Origin of the sequence: Qipengyuania qiaonensis (genome assembly GCF_019711515.1) — a bacterium.
Lineage (GTDB): Bacteria > Pseudomonadota > Alphaproteobacteria > Sphingomonadales > Sphingomonadaceae > Qipengyuania > Qipengyuania qiaonensis.
Genome location: NZ_JAIGNO010000005.1, coordinates 146,295 through 163,649, shown reverse-complemented (window position 1 = coordinate 163,649; position 17,355 = coordinate 146,295). Strand labels below are relative to the sequence as shown.

The window sequence follows — 17,355 nt, the reverse complement described above, 5'->3', positions numbered from 1 at the left end:
GTGACAGGTGACAGTGCGCTTGAAGATCGTGTATTGCCACCCTAATACAGGATCATAGCCGCTTGGAGAGACCCGCGCCCATGAGCGATACGAAAACGCAAACCGCCACTGCCACCGAGACCGCTTTCGACCTGACCCCGCCCGATCCGGTGCCCGAGGTCAAGCCGGAGAAGGCAGCGGGGCTCGTGCCGGTATCGGACGAGGTAAAGAGCAAGCTGGAAACCAAGGTAGACGGTTTCGTCGAAGACCTTATCTCCGAGGATGCCAATTCGCCCGAATTCGGCAAGAAGGTCGACCAGTTGACCAATATGGGCCGCAAGGAAATCATGGCGGCGGCGGGCATGTCCAACCGCTTCCTCGACCGTCCGGTACGTGCGATGGACAAGGATGAAGGCGTCGGTGCCAATCTGGCCGAACTGCGCCGCGTGGTGGAGGATCTAGACCCCGGCAAGCGCGGCAAGCTGTCGGGCACGCGCAAGTTCCTCGGCATCATTCCCTTCGGCAACAAGCTGACCAACTATTTCCGCAGCTACCAGAGCGCACAGACGCACATCCAGTCGATCCTCAACAACCTCGCCAGCGGCAAGGACGAGCTGATTATGGACAATGCCGCGATCGACGTGGAGCGGCAGAAGCTGTGGGAGGCGATGGGCAATCTGGAACAGATGATCCACATCTCCAACACGCTGGACCAGAAGCTGGAGGACAAGGCCGCCGAACTCGACGCGACCGACCCGGCCAAGGCCAAAGCGGTTCGCGAGACCGCGCTGTTCTACGTCCGCCAGCGCACGCAGGACCTGCTGACCCAGATGGCGGTGAGCGTGCAGGGCTACCTCGCGCTCGACCTGGTCAAGAAAAACAATGTCGAGCTAGTGAAGGGTGTCGATCGCGCCAGCACCACCACGGTCGGCGCGCTGCGCACGGCGGTGACGGTGGCCGAGGCGATGACCAACCAGCGGCTCGTTCTGGGACAGATCACCGCGCTCAACGAGACCACCGCCGGGATCATCGACAGCACCAGCACGCTGCTGCGCGACCAGACCGGCAAGATCCACGAACAGGCTGCCGCCAGCACGATCCCGCTGGAAACGCTGCAACGCGCTTTCCAGAACATCTACGACACGATGGACGAGGTCGACAGCTTCAAGCTGCGCGCGCTCGACAGCATGAAGCAGACCGTCACCCTGCTTACCGACGAGGTCGAGAAATCGAAGGGCTATATCGCGCGCGCCGAAGGGCAGGCCCAGGCGCAGAAGCAGGTTGCCGAAAGTAGCCTGCTGAGTATCGAGGGCTGAGGAGTTTGACCGCGTGAACGACCTCAGCCGCGAAAGCGAGCGTATCCTCTCCGAAGGCAAGGCGCTGGTACGCGACAACCGCGAAGGCGGTCGCCATCGCCGCGCAGCCTCGATCGGCGAAGGGGCTGCGAAGGCCAAACGCAGCCATGTTGCCAAGAAAATCCGCAATCTGCTGATCGCAGTTTTCACAATCTGGGTCGGCGCCGGGATTGCCGGGGCGATCTTCAGCGGTATCGGTTTTTGGGGTGTAATGGCCGTCATCGTCGCCACGGCTGTGGCGACGGCTATTTTTTCAAGCTATCCGAAGATGAAGACACCCAAACGTGCCGACATCAACAAGGGTAATGTCCAGCAGATGGTCAGCCGCACCGAGCTCTGGCTCGAGGCGCAGCGGCCCGCCCTGCCCCCGCCGGCAGCTAAGATTGTCAGCGATATGGGCGTACAGCTGGACGCGCTCGGCTTGCAGCTCGACGGGCTCGACCAGAACCATCCGAAGGCGCGCGAGGTGCGCAGCCTCGTGGGCGAACAGCTGCCCGAGATGATCGACAGCTATCGCCGCATCCCGGCGCATCTGCGCGCGGAAGAGCGTGCCGGATCGACGCCAGACCGCCAATTGACCGACAGCCTTGGCAGGATTAGCGGCGAGATCGATTCGATTACTCGGCAACTCGCCGAAGGCTCGCTCGACGACCTCGCGATCAAGCATCGCTATCTGGACTACAAGTTTGGCGAAGGTACGCAGACCAGTCCGCAGCTGGAGAACAAGAGCTGATGCGCGTTCCGATCCCCCACAGCCTAGGCAAGGAGGAAGTGCGCCGGCGGCTGCAATCGCGTAGCCACGAGATCGGCCAGTTCGTCCCAGGCGGCATGGCCGATGTCACCACGACTTGGCCGCACGAGGATCGTATGGATCTGTCGGTCAAGGCGATGGGCCAAGGCATAGACGGCTGCGTGATCGTCGAGGAAGACCAGGTCATCTTCGAAATCAATCTTCCACCTGCCCTATCCTTCGTCGAACCGATGGTCGCCGGAGCAATTCGCCAGCACGGACAGAAGCTGATCGCGCCGAAATAGCCCGGTGCAGCAGCGCCGGTTTATTTCCCGGCATCAGGAACGATTTGCTATTTCAGCCGCTTAGCGCCGAAGCAGAGTGCATTTTCAGCTGCCGATGTTTCACGGCATCTGCTTTTTGGGGGCGTTGCGGTAGGGAAAGCGAGGCCGAGCGAATGCCGGTACGACATGCGGTGGGTCGCACCACCAGGGATTATCTCAAGGCGGAAACCGCTCAGGGTCACGAGAGGCTCGATAAACGGCTTGGCGCGCTGGTGATGGGCGATGCACCGGATTACGAACGCTTCATCGACATTCAGTTTCGAGCCCGGTTGGGCGTCGAACGTTGGCTTGCCGCGACCGGCGGGCTCGACCTTCCTCCCAGTCAGACAGATCTGCTTGCCGAGGATCTTTTTTCTCTCGGTCGGGAACCCGGGGCCGATGCGCCCGACCTCGATATTCCGGCCGATTGCGATCCGCTTGGCGTGTGCTGGGTTCTGGCGGGATCGTCGATGGGCAACAGGGCCATCCACGCACGGCTCGCAAAGCGCGACGGGCGATTGCCGATGGTGTTCCTTGCCGACGAGCGAATGAAAAACTACTGGGCCAAATTGCGGCCGCTGCTCGAAAGAGGACATGATCCGGAGCAAGACCGTCCGGTACTGATTGCCGCCCAGGCCACATTCGCGCATTTCAACGCGGTCGCCATCGAGCGCATTGCAATCGAGTCGGCCTGATGAAGCCCCACGCCGTAACGCTGTCCAATTGCGATCGTGAACCCATTCATCAGCTGGGGTGCATCCAGCCGTTCGGTGCCCTGGTCGCGGTCAATTCCGACTGGTTCGTCGCGCACCGGTCTACCAATCTAGAGGAGATCTTCGGCGCTGGATGGTCGATCGAGATTGGTGCCCCCCTCGCTGGCCTATTCGCTCGCCACGCCATGGAGCAATTGCGTAGCGCCGCGGCAGCACTCAGCGTTGCCGATCAGGTCGAGCGGTTGTTCGGCATCGCGCTGTTCGGCGATGAAAGCCTGTTCGATTGCGCGCTGCACACCTCCGGCACATCCACTATCCTAGAGATCGAACCACATGCCGCCGGCGATCTTAGTCGTCAGTTAGCCATTCTCCGGCCCATCATGACACGGCTGGAAAAGCACACCGACCTACAGGCGCTCGCCGACGAGGCCGCGCGACAATTGCGCCACTCGCTGAAGATCGACCGCGTCATGGTCTATCGCTTCAGGGACGACCTTTCGGGTGAAGTCATAGCCGAGGCTGCGCGGGACGATCTCGAGAAGTTCCATGGTCTGCGCTATCCGAAATCCGATATCCCGAACCAGGCCCGGACGCTCTACCTGCGCAATCGCTTCCGCATCATTGCCGATGTTAACGCCATCCCGGTGCCCGTAGAACCCAGCGTATCGATCCAAGGCGAACCGCTCGATCTAAGCATGAGCGCGCTACGCGCGGTATCGCCGATCCATATCGAGTATCTCCGCAATATGGGCGTGGGCGCTTCGCTGTCGATCTCGATCATTATCGGCGGCAAGCTCTGGGGTCTGTTCGCCTGTCACCACTACGGTCCCAAGCTGCTGCCCTATTCGCAGCGCACGGCGGCGGAACTGTTTTCCGAACTCTTTTCGCTGGTGCTCGATCGCACACTTTCGCGCCAATCTGCAGAACGCCGCGAATTGGGGCGGAGCGTCCACACCCGCCTCATGCGCGATGTCGCCGCGGGCACCCCGCTATCTGCGAGCCTGCCGATGATCGAACCGGTCATTCAGCAGGTCATTCCGCATGACGGGGTGAGCATTTTCGTGGAGGACATCTACGACTCGCGCGGATCCGCGCCGAACGAGGAAGAGTTCCGGGCGATCGTTCCCAGTCTCAACGGTGCTGCCACAAGTCGCCTGTTGGCCAGTAATCAGATTGCCGAGCGTATGCCCAAGGCCGAACGGTTTGCGGATCGTGCAGCAGGCGCTCTGGTTATCCCGGTGTCACGTACCCCGCGCGACTATCTTATACTGTGGCGCAAACCGCTGACCCAAACCGTGACCTGGGCGGGCAATCCCGAGAAGCCCGTCGAAACCGGTCCGAACGGCGTCCGGCTGACCCCACGCAAGAGCTTCGAAGCCTGGCAGGAAACCGTCGAAGGTCGCGCGGAGAAATGGTCCGAAGCCGAGCTAGATATTGCGGAAGGGCTGCGCGTAACCCTGTTAGAGATCATCCTGCGCCTGACCGACGAAGCCGTGGCGGAGCGCGCGAAGGCGCAGCAGCAGCAGGAACTTCTGATCGCGGAACTCAACCACCGCGTCCGCAACATTCTCAATCTCATCCGCGGGCTGATCAACCAGTCCAAGCACGATGCACCCGATATCGAAACCTTTATCGATATAGTCGGGGGGCGCATAAGTTCGCTGGCGTCTGCCCATGACAACATCACCAAGGGCAACTGGTCGCATGCACCGTTTTCGGAACTTATCGCCACCGAAGCCAACGCATATCTGACCGACAAGAAAGACCGGCTGGACCTGCAGGGTCCGGAGGCGATGATTGCGCCGGAAGCCTACACGGTCATGGCGCTCGTTATGCACGAGATGATGACGAACTCGGCAAAATACGGGTCGCTCAGCGACCAGTCGGGCAAACTCGAGGTTATCGTGAGCCGCGATGCTGAAGGAAATTTCTGCGCCCACTGGCGCGAATGCGGAGGGCCACCGGTCAAGCCGCCCAAGCGCCGCGGTTTCGGGAGCACAATCATCGAACGGTCCATTCCCTATGAACTCGATGGCACAGCCGAAATCGACTATCGGCTGGAAGGGGTCGAAGCCCGCTTCTGTATACCGGCACGATATGTCGAATGGCGTTCCCGCGACGATAGCTGCGCGGCCGGTTCGACCAAGCGAGAAACCAGTATGAGATCCCAGAATTTGCCCAAGAGCGTTCTATTGGTCGAAGACAGCATGATTATCGCGCTCGATGCCGAAGACTGTCTCAAGGACCTAGGAATATCGGACGTCAGGATCGAAAGCTCGGTAGCCGGGGCCCTCGATGGCCTCGCCAAATCCCAGCCTGCCATGGCCATCCTCGACTATAATCTGGGCAAGGAGAATAGCGAACCGGTTGCCGCCAAGCTGAAGGAACTGGGGATCCCCTTCTGGCTCGCCACGGGTTACGGTGAGATGCAGGACCGACTCGATGAGTTGGGGGCTGCGGGCCTCCTTACCAAGCCTTATGGAAGGGACGAACTCGTTGAGGTAATGGGTAGTTTAGGCAGCGAGACGGACGAGGACAGCTCCGCTAGTTGAAGAATCTTTGCTGGTAGAAAAAGGTCGCGGAGACCGGATTTCCTTCCGCATCGCGCGCGGGTTCGAAGCGTAGCTGATCCAGCGCCAGCCGACACACGGCTGCATCGGTTTCCGGGAACGGGCTGGGGCGATAAATGCTGCATTGTGTCGCGCGGCCTTGCGCCGATACGATCAGCCGCACGATTACCGACTTACCGATCCGGACCTGTCGTCCCCCGGGCGGAATGGGAAAGGCGCCGGCATCGGTGATCGCCCTAACCAGCACCGGCTTCGTCGCCGCGCCGCCGCCTTGGCCACTGCCGCCATCGCCGCTTCCCGTGCCCTCGCCCTGGCCGGCGCGGCCAGCACCGTCCCCGTCGTCGGCCGCTCCCGAGTTGTTCGCCGTACCGGTCGAAGAAGCTCGTGGCACAGGCGAAGCTTCGGGTCTGCGCACTTGCGGTTCGGGGGCAGCCACCGGTTTGGGCACCGCCTCACGACCGGGATCGCCCTGCGCTCCGGCGGGGTCGGGCTCTTCGGGCTCCGGCTCGGGTTCGGGCGCTATCACGGTTACGGTAAAGGCGGACACCACCGTTTGCTCGACCCGCGCCACGGCCGACGGCGCCAGACTGCGGACGAGAACGTAGAAGATGGCGACATGGATCAGGACGATCAGCAGGATCACCCACGGATTGGGCCTTCTGCGCGTCTGCGCATATCGGGTGACCTGTTCGTCCATCGCCTGAAACGGGATAGCGGCTCCGCCCAATCCGGTCACTACCGTGCCGGCGACAAGAAAAGGGCGGCCCTCCGTGAGGAGGACCGCCCTGAATTTCGCCCTCGCGAAGTGGAAGCTTAGAAGCCCCAGATCAGCGAAGCGGTGAATGCACGCGGCGGACCAATGTTCACGAACCCGCCCGAAGTCGTCAGGCCAGTTCCAGCCGAACCGATATAGATCTCATCCAGAACATTCAGGACGTTGATCTGGAAGTACGCCTTCTCGAAGTCCTCGTTGAAATGGCCCAGCGACAGACGCATGTCGAGATCGGCCACGGTATAGCCGGGCAGTTCGACCGTGTTGATGTCGTTCAGGAAACGCGAACCGGTGCGCTTGATCTGCGCGCCGATTTCAACCGGACCGAGTTCAGCCTGCGCGCGAGCGCCGAAGCTGAATTTCGGCGCTCCCGATTCGCGCTTGCCAGCCGTTGCCGCAAACGAATCCGCGCCGATCTGCACGTCGTCCTTGATTTCCGACTTCAGGTAAGAGCCGAAAACGTAGAGGAGAAACGGATCAGCCGGCTTCCAGGCAATGCTGCCGTCGACGCCGTATTTTTCTACTTTGCCGAGGTTGCGCGTTATGCTGCGATCCAGGATCGGATCGTAGGCGGTGGCGAGACGGTTGTTGTACTGGTTATACCAACCGGTGACCTGCGCTTGGATATTGCCGGTCTGGTAGCGAACGCCAAGGTCGAACGAGTCCGAGGTTTCCGGAACCGGAGCAACGCCCACGAACAGCGAACCGTAAAGAGCGTCTGTTCCCGGTACGGACAGGTTCTTCGCATAGCTTGCAAAGATGCTTGTCGAAGGGGTAATTTCGTAGGTCAAGCCTACGTTCGGCAGCAGCTTGTCGTACTTGTATGTAGCCGAAACAGGAGCAACAAAACTTGGGTTCTCTACAAGATAGTCGGCAATCGCTGCATCACCGTTGATGCAGTTCACGTTACCTGAGGCATCCGTGGTGACACAAAATTGGTTCAGTTCGCGTTCGAAGAACGGTACGCGCAGGCCGAGCGTCGCGGTGAGCCCACCAAACTGGCCGCGATACTCCGCCGAAACCTGATTAAGGATCGCGAAAGATTTGCGGTTACGCTTCTGTGGCGCGACGCCATCTGCATCAAGCAGAGGATCGTTGATCGGGAAGACATCAACCGGTTCGGCATTGAGCAACAACGATCCAGCGGTACCTGTCTGGCGATGGCGCGCATGATCGAGCGTGTAGGCAAGACGCACGCGATGATCCGGAGTGATATCATAGATCAGGTTGGCGATAACGCCATAGCGCTTGGTCTGCGTATGACTTGGCGACAAGATCGTTACGTAGTCCAGCGTATCGCCGTCGCCATTTAGGTCAACGCCGCCGAAATAATAGTACTGTGTCGCACTTGGAGAAATGGAACTCGTTCCGTCGTCGTTCTCTGTGACACGAATGCGCGTCCGATTGCGGATGTCACCGGTGAAGATACCTCCAGTATATCCGTCAGCGGAAAATCCTTCGTAGCCGATCGACGTACCACCGCCATTTGCCTTGACCCATTGGAAACTGGGATCAACTGTCAACGTCAACTTATCGCTGAGCGTAAACAGCGAACTAGCGCGAACGTTGCCTGTGTTGGACGGGTTGTAACGGCGCTCGAACGGGGTACCACAGCTATTGTAACCATCGGCATCGCTATAAGCGATGAAATCATCGACATTAGACGGGTCAACAATGTCAGCAGACGTTTCAAACACGGGTGTTGCCAACGTACAAGGCGTACCGTCGAACAATTCGTAGAAACGATCCTCCGGTTCCTGGATCGCGTAGGTTTCGATCCCGCTGAAATTCACCGGCGAACCGTTGAAGTTGTTGCGGTTCTGATTGTAGTGAGCCGCAATCGAGACGAAGTCTCCATTGTCGCCCAACGGCTGGAAAATCTTACCGTTATACTGCTGCTTATCGACGCCACCGTAGTTAGAGAACGTAGAGTCGTTCTCCGTGCGCGAGGCGCTGAAGAAAGCCTTGAGGCCGCCGGGGGTGATTTCACCGGTTTCGATCTTGCCGAAGAAGCGATACATCATGCGATCGCCCGGATCGCCCCTCGAGATGATATTGCCGTAAGTCAGCGTGGTCTGGACGCCAAACTCGTCGTCCGGAACCTTGCTACGGATATTGATCGTGCCGCCCGCTGCTGCTGCCGTCGGGCTGTCGACGTCCGTCGAACCGAGGGTGACCGTCGCGGATTCGATGATTTCCGGATCGACCATCTGGTTGGTGTAGAGCGCGTAGTTCCCCGAATCGTTCAGCGGAATACCGTCGAACGTCTGCGAAATACGGTCCGAATTGAAGCCGCGGATCGTGAAGTTACCACCGAGCGAGCCGAACGGATCGTTGTTGGTGAAGCTGACACCGGGGACCAGGTTCAGCGTGTCGTTGATCGTCTGGCCTGGGGCCTGACGCAGGATCAGTTCTGAATCGAGCTGCACCTTCGCTTTCGGCGTATCGGGAATGTCGACACCGCCGACATCGGATGAACGAGCGCCGGAAACAACGATGACATTGTCGTCGAAATCGATCGAACCGGTCGATTGTGCGGCTGCCGGGGCGGCGACCATGGCGCTGGCGGTGCTGACCACCGATGCGGCCAGGAGATACTTGAACTTCATCGAGATGATCCCTTCGTCTCGTTAAAGGTTTGCTGAAACTGGATAGCGCGCTCCCGCTTCCGGGAGGACGCCCCGCCCAAGCTATCTTTTTATGACAGGATCAAGACAAATGTTGCACATGCGAGACGCACCCGCACACGGAATCATCAACACGATGAAAATAGACGATTTTTTTGCGTGGCAATTTCGCCACAAATCCGAAAAACCATTGGCTGATGCTCGATTGCAACGGTTTCGCTCTCGTCCCAGTGTTCAGGCCAGATTGATCTCTCGCAAACGTTGCATCAGAAAATCGTGACTCGAGATCGCTTCCGGATGATCTTGCGGTTGTTCGGGATCGATGCAGGACGGCAGAGTCTCGATCACGTAGTCGGGCCGGAAGTGGAGGAAAAACGGCATCGAATACCGTGCGCGATAAGCCGCCTCACCGCGCGGGTTCACCACCCGATGCGTGGTCGAGCGCAGCTTGCCGTTGGTCAGCCGGTCGAGCATGTCGCCGATATTGACCACCAGCGCGCCTTCGGGTGGGTCGACGGCTTTCCATTCGCCCTGCGCGGTCAGCAGTTCCAGCCCCGCCTCTTCAGCGCCCAACAGCAGCGTGATGGTGTTGATGTCCCCATGCGCCGCTGCACGGATCGCGCCTTGGGCTTCCTCGCCTTCGAGCGGAGGGTAGCGTAGCAGACGCATGACCGAATTCCCGTCTTCGACAGTGGCGGCAAAGAAATCGCGGGGCAGGCCGAGATGGAGCGCGATACCCTCGAGCACCCGTCCGCCAGCTTGCTCGAAGGCTGCATAAAGCTCCGTGAACGTCTCGCGAAAGCCGTCCACTTCGTCCGGCCAAATATTGTCGGCCATGTACTTCGCCAGATCGTGCCCTGCCGACAATTCGCGCCCGACGTGCCAGAATTCCTTTAGATCGTGCACCTTCGCATCCTTGGCCTTTTCGGTGCCGAACGGGGTGTAGCCCCGTGCACCGCCGCCGCCGGGGATATGGTACGCCTTCTTCGCATCGTCGGGCAGCGCGAAGAATTCCTTCGACAGCTTTTCGGCGCGGTCGATCAGTTCCTGCGGGATGCCGTGATCGCGGATGACCGCGAAGCCATATTCCTCGAAGCTGCGCCCCAGCTCATCGGCAATACTCTCAAGCGGCTGTGCCAGGGACACGACCGCGATGTCGGTGTTCGAATCGGTCATAACGAGCGTTCTTTAGTATGGCAGAAACAGTCCCGCCAGCGCCGCGCTCATGAGGTTGGCGAGCGAGCCGGCAGCGAGCGCACGCAGGCCGAGCTTGGCGATCACCGGGCGCTGGTTCGGTGCCAGCCCGCCGGTTACCGCCATCTGGATGGCGATCGAGCTGAAATTGGCAAAGCCGCACAGCGCAAAAGTGATAATGGCCCTGCTGCGTTCGGTCAGAACGCTTGCATCCATAGCACCGAGTTCGATGAAGGCGACGAATTCGTTGAGCACGATCTTGGTGCCGAACAGCCCGCCCGCGACCCCCGCCTGCTCCCAGGGGATTCCGATCAGGTACATGACTGGGGCAAAGACGAAGCCGAGCAGTTGCTGGAAGCTCACGTCGGGATAGCCGAACCAGCCGCCGATCCCGCCAAGAATGCCGTTGGCCAGCGCCACCAGCGCCACGAATACCATGACCATCGCACCGACCGCCACGGCGAGTTTGACCCCTGTCTGCGTTCCCTGCGCGGCGGCCTCGATCACATTAGCCGGCTTGTGACCTTCCTCGAACGTTTCTGCGACCTCCACCTCGTGCGCCTTCCCGCTCTCGGTCAATGCGGCGGGACCCTCGGCACTGATGCGCGACTTCGGCAGGACGATCTCGTCTTCCGGATCGACACCGGCCATTTCGGCGGCATCGCGCGCCAGCATGCTATCATCGTCGGGCATGATGATCTTGGCCATCAATATGCCGCCCGGCGCGGACATGAAAGCCGCGGCGAGCAGGAAAGGCACCGCCTCCGCTCCGATGAAGCTGGCATAGGCAGCCAGGATGGTACCGGCGACCCCCGCCATGCCTACGCTCATCAGAGTGAACAGGCGACTGGGCGTCAACGCGGCGAGATAGGGGCGGACGACCAGCGGACTTTCCGATTGTCCGACAAAGATATTGGCCGCACTGCCGAGCGCCTCGACCTTGCTGATCCCGGTGATCCAGCCGATCGCGCCGCCGACCCAGCGCACCAAGCGCTGCATGATGCCCCAGTGATAGAGGATCGAAACGATGGCGGCAAAAAAGACGATCACCGGTAGCGCGGCGATGAGGAACGTGTTGGTGAACGGGTTGGCATCCATCGAGCCGAACACCGCCTCGATCCCCACTTTCGAATAGTCGAGCAGCGCAATCACGCCGTTCGACATCGCCTGAATCAACTGCACGCCCCACGGCGTGCGCAGAACCAGAAGTGCCATCAGCGCCTGCAATGCGAAGGCGGCACCCACAACGCGCAGCCGGATACGCCGCTTGCCCGTCGACAGCAGGAAGGCGATCAGCAGGATCGCCATTATGCCGGCGAGATTGATCAGGATGGGCGACATCGGGCTCCCTTCGGGAAAGGACAAGTTGCGGATGAAATCGACTGCTGTCTTGCTTGCACTGCTCCATTAGTCAATTTTCGCCACATGCTGACGGCTGTGCCGTCCACGAAACTGACAAGGCCGATTAATGACCGAACCCGCCAACCAAACCCGGCTCGCCGCCGCAGCCATGCCGCTGGGTCTGTTTGTCTACACGCTGCTATATGGCGGGATGACCGTGCTGGCGGGGGTGCTGGCCTTCAAGCAGGTCCAGCTCTGGCCAACGGAACTGGCCGTCGAATCGGGCATATTCGCTTTTCTTCTGTTGGTCGTGATTTCGAGCACGATCGCGCAGCTCTATGGCGAGAAGCTCGCCAACCGGATCGTCTGGTGGGGTTTTATTCCTCTGCTGATAGCCTCGCTGCTGATGCAGCTTGTGCTCAATCTTCCCGCCTCGGTCGAAATGGTCGAGTTCCGCGGCGAGGACCTGGCCGCGTTCGAGCGCGTTCATGCGACCCTGTGGCGCGTATGGATGGCAGGCCCCGCCGCCTATATCGTTTCACTGCTGCTCAATGTGTGGATCTTCTCGCGCCTGCGCGGTTCGTCGGGAGGCACATCGACCGTATCGCTGATGGTCCGCGGCGCGATTGCCTCCGCACTGAGCCAGGCGATCGATTCCGTGATCTTCATCACGCTCGCCTTTTACGGCCAGTTCGAGATCACCAATCTGCTGATTGGCCAGGTCATCGCCAAGGTCGCGCTGAGCCTGGTGCTGGTGCCGTTCCTGATTACCGGCGGAGTCGCGCTCGCTCGCTGGCTCGACCGGCGTTAGGGACGACCGGTTCCGTCCTTAGTTCACCTCTGAAGGATTTAGCTGCGCAAGTGACGGGCATGCCAGCCGACATGTTCGGCGAGGAAACTCGAGATGAAGTAATAGGAATGGTCATACCCTTCCTGCATGCGGATTTCCGCCGAGATTTCCGCAGCATCGCACGCCCTGGCCAGCAGTTCGGTTTTGAGCTGTTCTTCGAGGAAATTGTCCGCCGTGCCCTGATCGACAAGCAGGTTCTCGACCCGCGCACCGTCTTCGATTAGCGCACACGCATCGTATTCGCGCCAAATGCCGCGATCGGAACCGAGATAGCCGCCCAGCGCCTTGTCGCCCCATGGGCAGTTCAGCGGGCTGACGATCGGCGAGAAAGCGCTGATCGAACGGAAACGTCCGGGATTGCGCAGGCCGATTGTGAGCGCCCCGTGCCCGCCCATGGAATGGCCGGTGATTGCCTGTCGCTGCATGTCGGCAGGGAAATGCGCACCGATCAACGCGGGCAGTTCGTGCTCGATATAGCTGCGCATGTGAAAATGCCCGGCCCAAGGTGCCTCGGTCGCATCGACATAGAAGCCTGCGCCCTGGCCGAAATCATAGGCCTCGTGATCGGGCACATCTTCGCCACGTGGCGAAGTATCGGGAGCCACGAAAATCACACCGTGCTCCGCACAGGCAGCGCGGTATTCGCCCTTCTCGGTAACATTGGCATGGGTGCAGGTCAGCCCGGAGAGGAACCACAGTACCGGCAGCGCCACACCCTCTTCGTGCTCAGGCACGAAGACGGAAAAAATCATCTCGGTAGCGGTGCTGCGCGAGGCGTGGCGATAGACACCCTGAACGCCGCCGTGGCTGCGATGCTCCTCGATCGTCTCAAGCGCGCTCGCCATGTTTTAAAGCGCGACTTCGTATTTCGCAGTGGTCTTGTCCGCCACCTCGTCCGCGGTCACTTCGGGCGCCAGCTCGATCAGACGGAAGGCACTGTCATGATCGGGACGATGGAACACGGCCAGATCAGTGACGATCATGTCGACCACGTTCTTGCCGGTCAGTGGCAGGGTGCATTCGGGAATGAATTTGGGGCTGCCATCCTTGGCGGTGTGCTCCATCACGACGATGATCTTTTTGACGCCCGCGACCAGATCCATCGCGCCGCCCATGCCCTTGATCATCTTGCCCGGGATCATCCAGTTGGCGATGTCGCCATTCTGAGCCACTTCCATCGCGCCGAGCACGGTCAGATCGATATGCCCGCCGCGGATCATCGCGAAGCTAGCTGCACTGTCGAAATAGGCGCTGTGCGGCAATTCGCTGATGGTCTGCTTGCCCGCATTGATCAGGTCCGCATCGACCTCGTCGGGATAGGGGAACGGCCCGATGCCGAGCATGCCGTTCTCGCTCTGCAGTGTGACCTGCATGCCCGCGGGAATATGGTTGGCGACCAGCGTCGGGATACCGATGCCGAGATTGACGTAGTAGCCGTCTTCCAGCTCCTTGGCCGCGCGGGCTGCCATCTGGTTGCGATCCCAGCTCATCAGGCGCTCTCCCTTTCGCGGCCATCGCGTTCTCTGGTGGTCTCGAATTCGATCTTCTTGTCGTAGGGAGCGCCCACGATCATCCGCTGGACGTAGACGCCCGGCAAGTGGATGCAATCGGGATCGAGGCTGCCGGTCGGCACCACCTCCTCCACTTCGACCACGCAGACCTTGCCACAGGTCGCAGCGGGCAGGTTGAAGTTGCGTGCAGTCTTGCGGAACACGAGATTGCCCGTCTCGTCCGCCTTCCACGCTTTCACGATGGCGAGATCGGCGAAGATGCCGCGTTCGAGGATATACTCCTCGCCATCGAATTCCTTGACTTCCTTGCCTTCGGCCACCTGGGTACCGACACCAGTCTTGGTGTAAAATCCCGGAATGCCGGCTCCACCTGCGCGCATGCGCTCGGCCAGCGTGCCCTGCGGACAGAACTCGACCTCGAGCTCGCCCGAGAGAAACTGCCGCTCGAATTCCTTGTTCTCGCCGACATAGGACGAAATCATTTTCTTTACCTGCTGGGTGCGCAGCAGCATGCCGATGCCTTCATTGTCGATACCGGCATTGTTGCTGGCGAATGTCAGGCCTTTGACCCCACTGTCACGGATAGCCGTCAACAGCCGTTCGGGAATGCCGCAGAGGCCGAAACCCCCACTCGCGATCAGCATGTCGTCGGCAAGCAGCCCGTCGAGGGCCGAAGCAGGATCGGAAAAGAGCTTGTCTGCCATCAATAAACCACCACGCTGCGGATGCTTTCGCCTTCATGCATCAGATCGAAACCCTTGTTGATTTCTTCCAGCTTCAGGACATGGGTGATCATCGGGTCGATCTGGATCTTCCCGTCCATATACCAGTCTACGATCTTGGGCACGTCGGTACGCCCCTTGGCTCCACCGAACGCGGTGCCACGCCAGTTGCGACCCGTCACCAACTGGAACGGGCGCGTCTCGATCGTCTTGCCCGCTTCGGCCACTCCAATGACAATGCTGGTGCCCCAGCCCTTGTGACAGCATTCGAGCGCCTGACGCATGACTTCGGTGTTGCCGGTGCAGTCGAAACTGTAATCCGCCCCGCCGTCGAGCATCTGAACCAGATGTACGACCACATCGTCGACTTCCTTCGGATTTACGAAGTCGGTCATCCCGAAATGTTCGGCGTAGGGCTTCTTGTCGGGGTTGATGTCGACACCCACGATCCGGTCGGCCCCCGCCATCCGCGCACCCTGGATCACGTTGAGGCCGATCCCGCCGAGCCCGAACACCACCACATTGTCGCCCGGCTTAACCTGTGCCGTATTGACCACCGCGCCGACGCCCGTGGTCACGCCGCATCCGATATAGCAAGTGGTGTGGAACGGTGCGTCCTCGCGGATCTTGGCGACCGCGATTTCCGGCAGGACGGTGAAGTTCGAAAAGGTCGAGCAGCCCATGTAGTGGTAGATTGGCTTGCCCTGATAGGAGAACCGTGTGGTTCCATCGGGCATCAGGCCCTTGCCCTGCGTTTCGCGGATCGCGCTGCACAGATTGGTCTTGCCCGAGAGGCACATTTTGCACTGGCGACATTCGGGGGTGTAAAGCGGGATCACATGATCGCCGGGCTTCACGCTGGTCACGCCCGCGCCGACTTCGCGGACCACGCCCGCACCTTCGTGGCCAAGGACGCTGGGGAAGATGCCTTCACTATCGAGCCCGTCGAGAGTGTAGGCATCGGTGTGGCAGATTCCGGTTGCCATGATCTCGACCAGCACCTCGCCGGCCTTGGGGCCCTCCAGATCGAGCTCGACGATTTCAAGCGGCTGCTTGGGGGCGAAGGCTACGGCGGCGCGGGTCTTCATGGAATAGCTTGCTCCGGTCTGTGTGAGCCGGCGATCCGGCCTCGGGGGCGGACGATGGTGGTGAGCCGTGCTGGGTTCGAACCAGCGACCTACTGATTAAAAGTCAGTTGCTCTACCGACTGAGCTAACGGCCCGACCACGGCGTGCCACCTAGGGGCGCTGCCGCGGGCGGTCAAGCGGGTGATGCGGCAATCTCGTCAGTCCGGTCGGCCAGCCCGTGCTGCGAGCTGGCGAAGCGAGAGACCGGAAACCGGGTCACGCCAGTTCGGCGCAATCTGAGCCGTCGGACGAAGTACGAAATCGCGCTGGCGGAACAGCGGATGCGGGATCGTCAAGCCGGACGAATGCCATGTTCCCCCGCTCCACAGAACGATGTCGAGATCGAGCGTGCGCGAACGCCAGCGCTGCCCCCGTCGATCGCGCCCGAAGGCTTGTTCGATGCCCTGCAGGTTCTCGAGCGCGTCGGGCGGCGCCAGGTCGCCGACAATAAGCGCTGCGCCGTTGGTATAACGGCGCAGAGACGGGCCAACCGGCGCGCTTTCGATGTATCGCGCAACCGCTTCGACCCGCCAACCCTCATGTGCCAGCGCGCCCAACGTTGCATCCAGTACCGCGCGGGGATCGCCAATACCGGCAAGTCGCCGGTTCGATCCCAGCGCGACCAGATATCGATGCTCGCTTGCCATGACAGTATTCATTCTTGCGTCGCACCAGCGTCAGACATCCTCGCAGATGCGACCGTAAAGCTGGGGACGGCGGTCGCGGAAGAAGCCCATGCCCGCGCGGTGTTTCCTTGCGCGATCGAGATCGAGTGTCGCCACCAGCACTCCTTCGGAAGAGCCGCCGAATTCCTCGACCAGATCGCCCCATTCGTCGGAGATGAAGCTGTGGCCGTAGAAGCTCTGCTGGCGGTCGGCCGGTCCTTCATGGCCGATGCGGTTGGCAGCGCAGACGGGCATGCAGTTCGAAACGGCGTGCCCGATCATCGCGCGGCGCCACATGCGGCTGGTGTCGAGATCGGCATCGTAAGGTTCGGAACCGATGGCTGTCGGGTAAAACAGCACTTCGGCTCCCTTTAGCCCCATAACCCGGGCACATTCGGGATACCACTGGTCCCAGCAGATGCCGACGCCGATACGCGCGTCGAAAACGTCCCATACCTTGAACCCGTCATTGCCGGGGCGGAAGTAGTATTTCTCCTCGTAGCCCGGTCCATCGGGGATATGACTCTTGCGATAGGTGCCCATGATCTTGCCATCCGGCCCGATCATCGCAAGCGTGTTGTAGTAGTGCTGCCCGTCGCGTTCGAAGAAGCTGGCCGGGATCGCCACGCCGAGCTTGTGCGCAAGCTCTTGCATCGCCTGCACACTGGGGCTCTCCGACGTCGGATACGCAAGGTCGAATAGCGCCTCCTCCTCCTCGCGGCAGAAGTACTCGCCCGCGAACAGTTCAGGCGGAAGGATCACTTGTGCGCCTTTGCCCGCTGCTTCCTCGACCAGAGCGGAGACGGCGGCGATATTTTCCGCCGCATTGGAACGAGCAAGCGGCAATTGCAGGACGGCGACGGTCAGTTCTCTCAT

Annotated in this window: 16 protein-coding genes and 1 tRNA gene; 6 read left to right on the top strand and 11 right to left on the bottom strand. The window is 60.5% G+C overall.

Annotated features, from left to right (window positions below; genetic code table 11):
* Positions 1-80: 80 nt before the first annotated feature.
* The 5 genes from K3174_RS10130 to K3174_RS10110 all read left to right on the top strand — a co-directional run bounded on the left by K3174_RS10130 (position 81) and on the right by K3174_RS10110 (position 5,652).
* On the top strand, positions 81-1,295 hold the full coding sequence (locus K3174_RS10130) for a toxic anion resistance protein (RefSeq protein WP_221558148.1): 1,215 nt from the start codon (positions 81-83) through the stop codon (positions 1,293-1,295).
* A gap of 13 nt (positions 1,296-1,308) precedes the next feature.
* Positions 1,309-2,067, top strand: coding sequence for a hypothetical protein (locus K3174_RS10125; RefSeq protein WP_221558147.1), 759 nt, complete (start codon positions 1,309-1,311; stop codon positions 2,065-2,067).
* Complete coding sequence (locus K3174_RS10120; protein WP_221558146.1) at positions 2,067-2,369, top strand: polyhydroxyalkanoic acid system family protein; 303 nt, start codon at positions 2,067-2,069, stop codon at positions 2,367-2,369. Before K3174_RS10125 ends, K3174_RS10120 begins: the two co-directional genes overlap by 1 nt.
* 152 nt (positions 2,370-2,521) lie before the next feature.
* Entirely contained in the window at positions 2,522-3,082 is a 561-nt protein-coding gene (locus K3174_RS10115) for a biliverdin-producing heme oxygenase (protein WP_221558145.1), read from the top strand.
* Positions 3,082-5,652 (top strand): HWE histidine kinase domain-containing protein, encoded by a 2,571-nt coding sequence (locus K3174_RS10110; protein ID WP_221558144.1) that lies wholly within the window; start codon positions 3,082-3,084, stop codon positions 5,650-5,652. Before K3174_RS10115 ends, K3174_RS10110 begins: the two co-directional genes overlap by 1 nt.
* Here the strand turns inward: K3174_RS10110 and K3174_RS10105 are convergent.
* From K3174_RS10105 to K3174_RS10090, 4 genes are all read right to left on the bottom strand, one after another.
* Positions 5,645-6,406, bottom strand: coding sequence for a TonB family protein (locus tag K3174_RS10105; RefSeq protein WP_345719621.1), 762 nt, complete (start codon positions 6,404-6,406; stop codon positions 5,645-5,647). The two genes, K3174_RS10110 and K3174_RS10105, sit on opposite strands and share 8 nt — an antisense overlap.
* Positions 6,407-6,483: 77 nt before the next feature.
* Positions 6,484-9,051, bottom strand: coding sequence for a TonB-dependent receptor (locus tag K3174_RS10100; protein WP_221558143.1), 2,568 nt, complete (start codon positions 9,049-9,051; stop codon positions 6,484-6,486).
* 252 nt (positions 9,052-9,303) lie between these two features.
* A complete protein-coding gene (locus K3174_RS10095) occupies positions 9,304-10,245 on the bottom strand; it encodes an isopenicillin N synthase family dioxygenase (RefSeq protein ID WP_221558142.1) in 942 nt (313 codons plus the stop codon).
* Between the two features lie 12 nt (positions 10,246-10,257).
* Entirely contained in the window at positions 10,258-11,604 is a 1,347-nt protein-coding gene (locus K3174_RS10090) for a NupC/NupG family nucleoside CNT transporter (protein WP_221558141.1), read from the bottom strand.
* Positions 11,605-11,731: 127 nt separating this feature from the next.
* Here K3174_RS10090 and K3174_RS10085 point away from each other — a divergent pair, with 127 nt between their 5' ends.
* On the top strand, positions 11,732-12,415 hold the full coding sequence (locus tag K3174_RS10085) for a queuosine precursor transporter (protein ID WP_221558140.1): 684 nt from the start codon (positions 11,732-11,734) through the stop codon (positions 12,413-12,415).
* A gap of 38 nt (positions 12,416-12,453) precedes the next feature.
* Here K3174_RS10085 and fghA read toward each other — a convergent pair whose 3' ends face one another.
* The 7 genes from fghA to aguB all read right to left on the bottom strand — a co-directional run bounded on the left by fghA (position 12,454) and on the right by aguB (position 17,355).
* Positions 12,454-13,299 carry an S-formylglutathione hydrolase gene (gene fghA, locus K3174_RS10080; RefSeq protein WP_221558139.1) on the bottom strand — a complete coding sequence of 282 codons (846 nt, stop codon included), beginning with the start codon at positions 13,297-13,299 and terminating at the stop codon, positions 12,454-12,456.
* A gap of 3 nt (positions 13,300-13,302) precedes the next feature.
* Positions 13,303-13,944, bottom strand: a complete 642-nt coding sequence (locus K3174_RS10075; RefSeq protein WP_221558138.1) for a CoA transferase subunit B — start codon at positions 13,942-13,944, stop codon at positions 13,303-13,305.
* Positions 13,944-14,669 (bottom strand): CoA transferase subunit A, encoded by a 726-nt coding sequence (locus K3174_RS10070; protein WP_221558137.1) that lies wholly within the window; start codon positions 14,667-14,669, stop codon positions 13,944-13,946. The genes K3174_RS10075 and K3174_RS10070 overlap by 1 nt, the downstream gene beginning before the upstream one ends.
* Positions 14,669-15,775 (bottom strand): S-(hydroxymethyl)glutathione dehydrogenase/class III alcohol dehydrogenase, encoded by a 1,107-nt coding sequence (locus K3174_RS10065; protein ID WP_221558136.1) that lies wholly within the window; start codon positions 15,773-15,775, stop codon positions 14,669-14,671. The genes K3174_RS10070 and K3174_RS10065 overlap by 1 nt, the downstream gene beginning before the upstream one ends.
* Before the next feature lie 58 nt (positions 15,776-15,833).
* Positions 15,834-15,909 (bottom strand) — tRNA-Lys (locus K3174_RS10060).
* 63 nt (positions 15,910-15,972) lie between these two features.
* Positions 15,973-16,461: a 2-amino-4-hydroxy-6-hydroxymethyldihydropteridine diphosphokinase gene (gene folK / locus K3174_RS10055; protein WP_221558135.1), complete on the bottom strand. Its 489-nt coding sequence runs from the start codon at positions 16,459-16,461 to the stop codon at positions 15,973-15,975.
* A 30-nt stretch (positions 16,462-16,491) separates the two neighbouring features.
* On the bottom strand, positions 16,492-17,355 hold the full coding sequence (aguB, locus tag K3174_RS10050; protein ID WP_221558134.1) for an N-carbamoylputrescine amidase: 864 nt from the start codon (positions 17,353-17,355) through the stop codon (positions 16,492-16,494).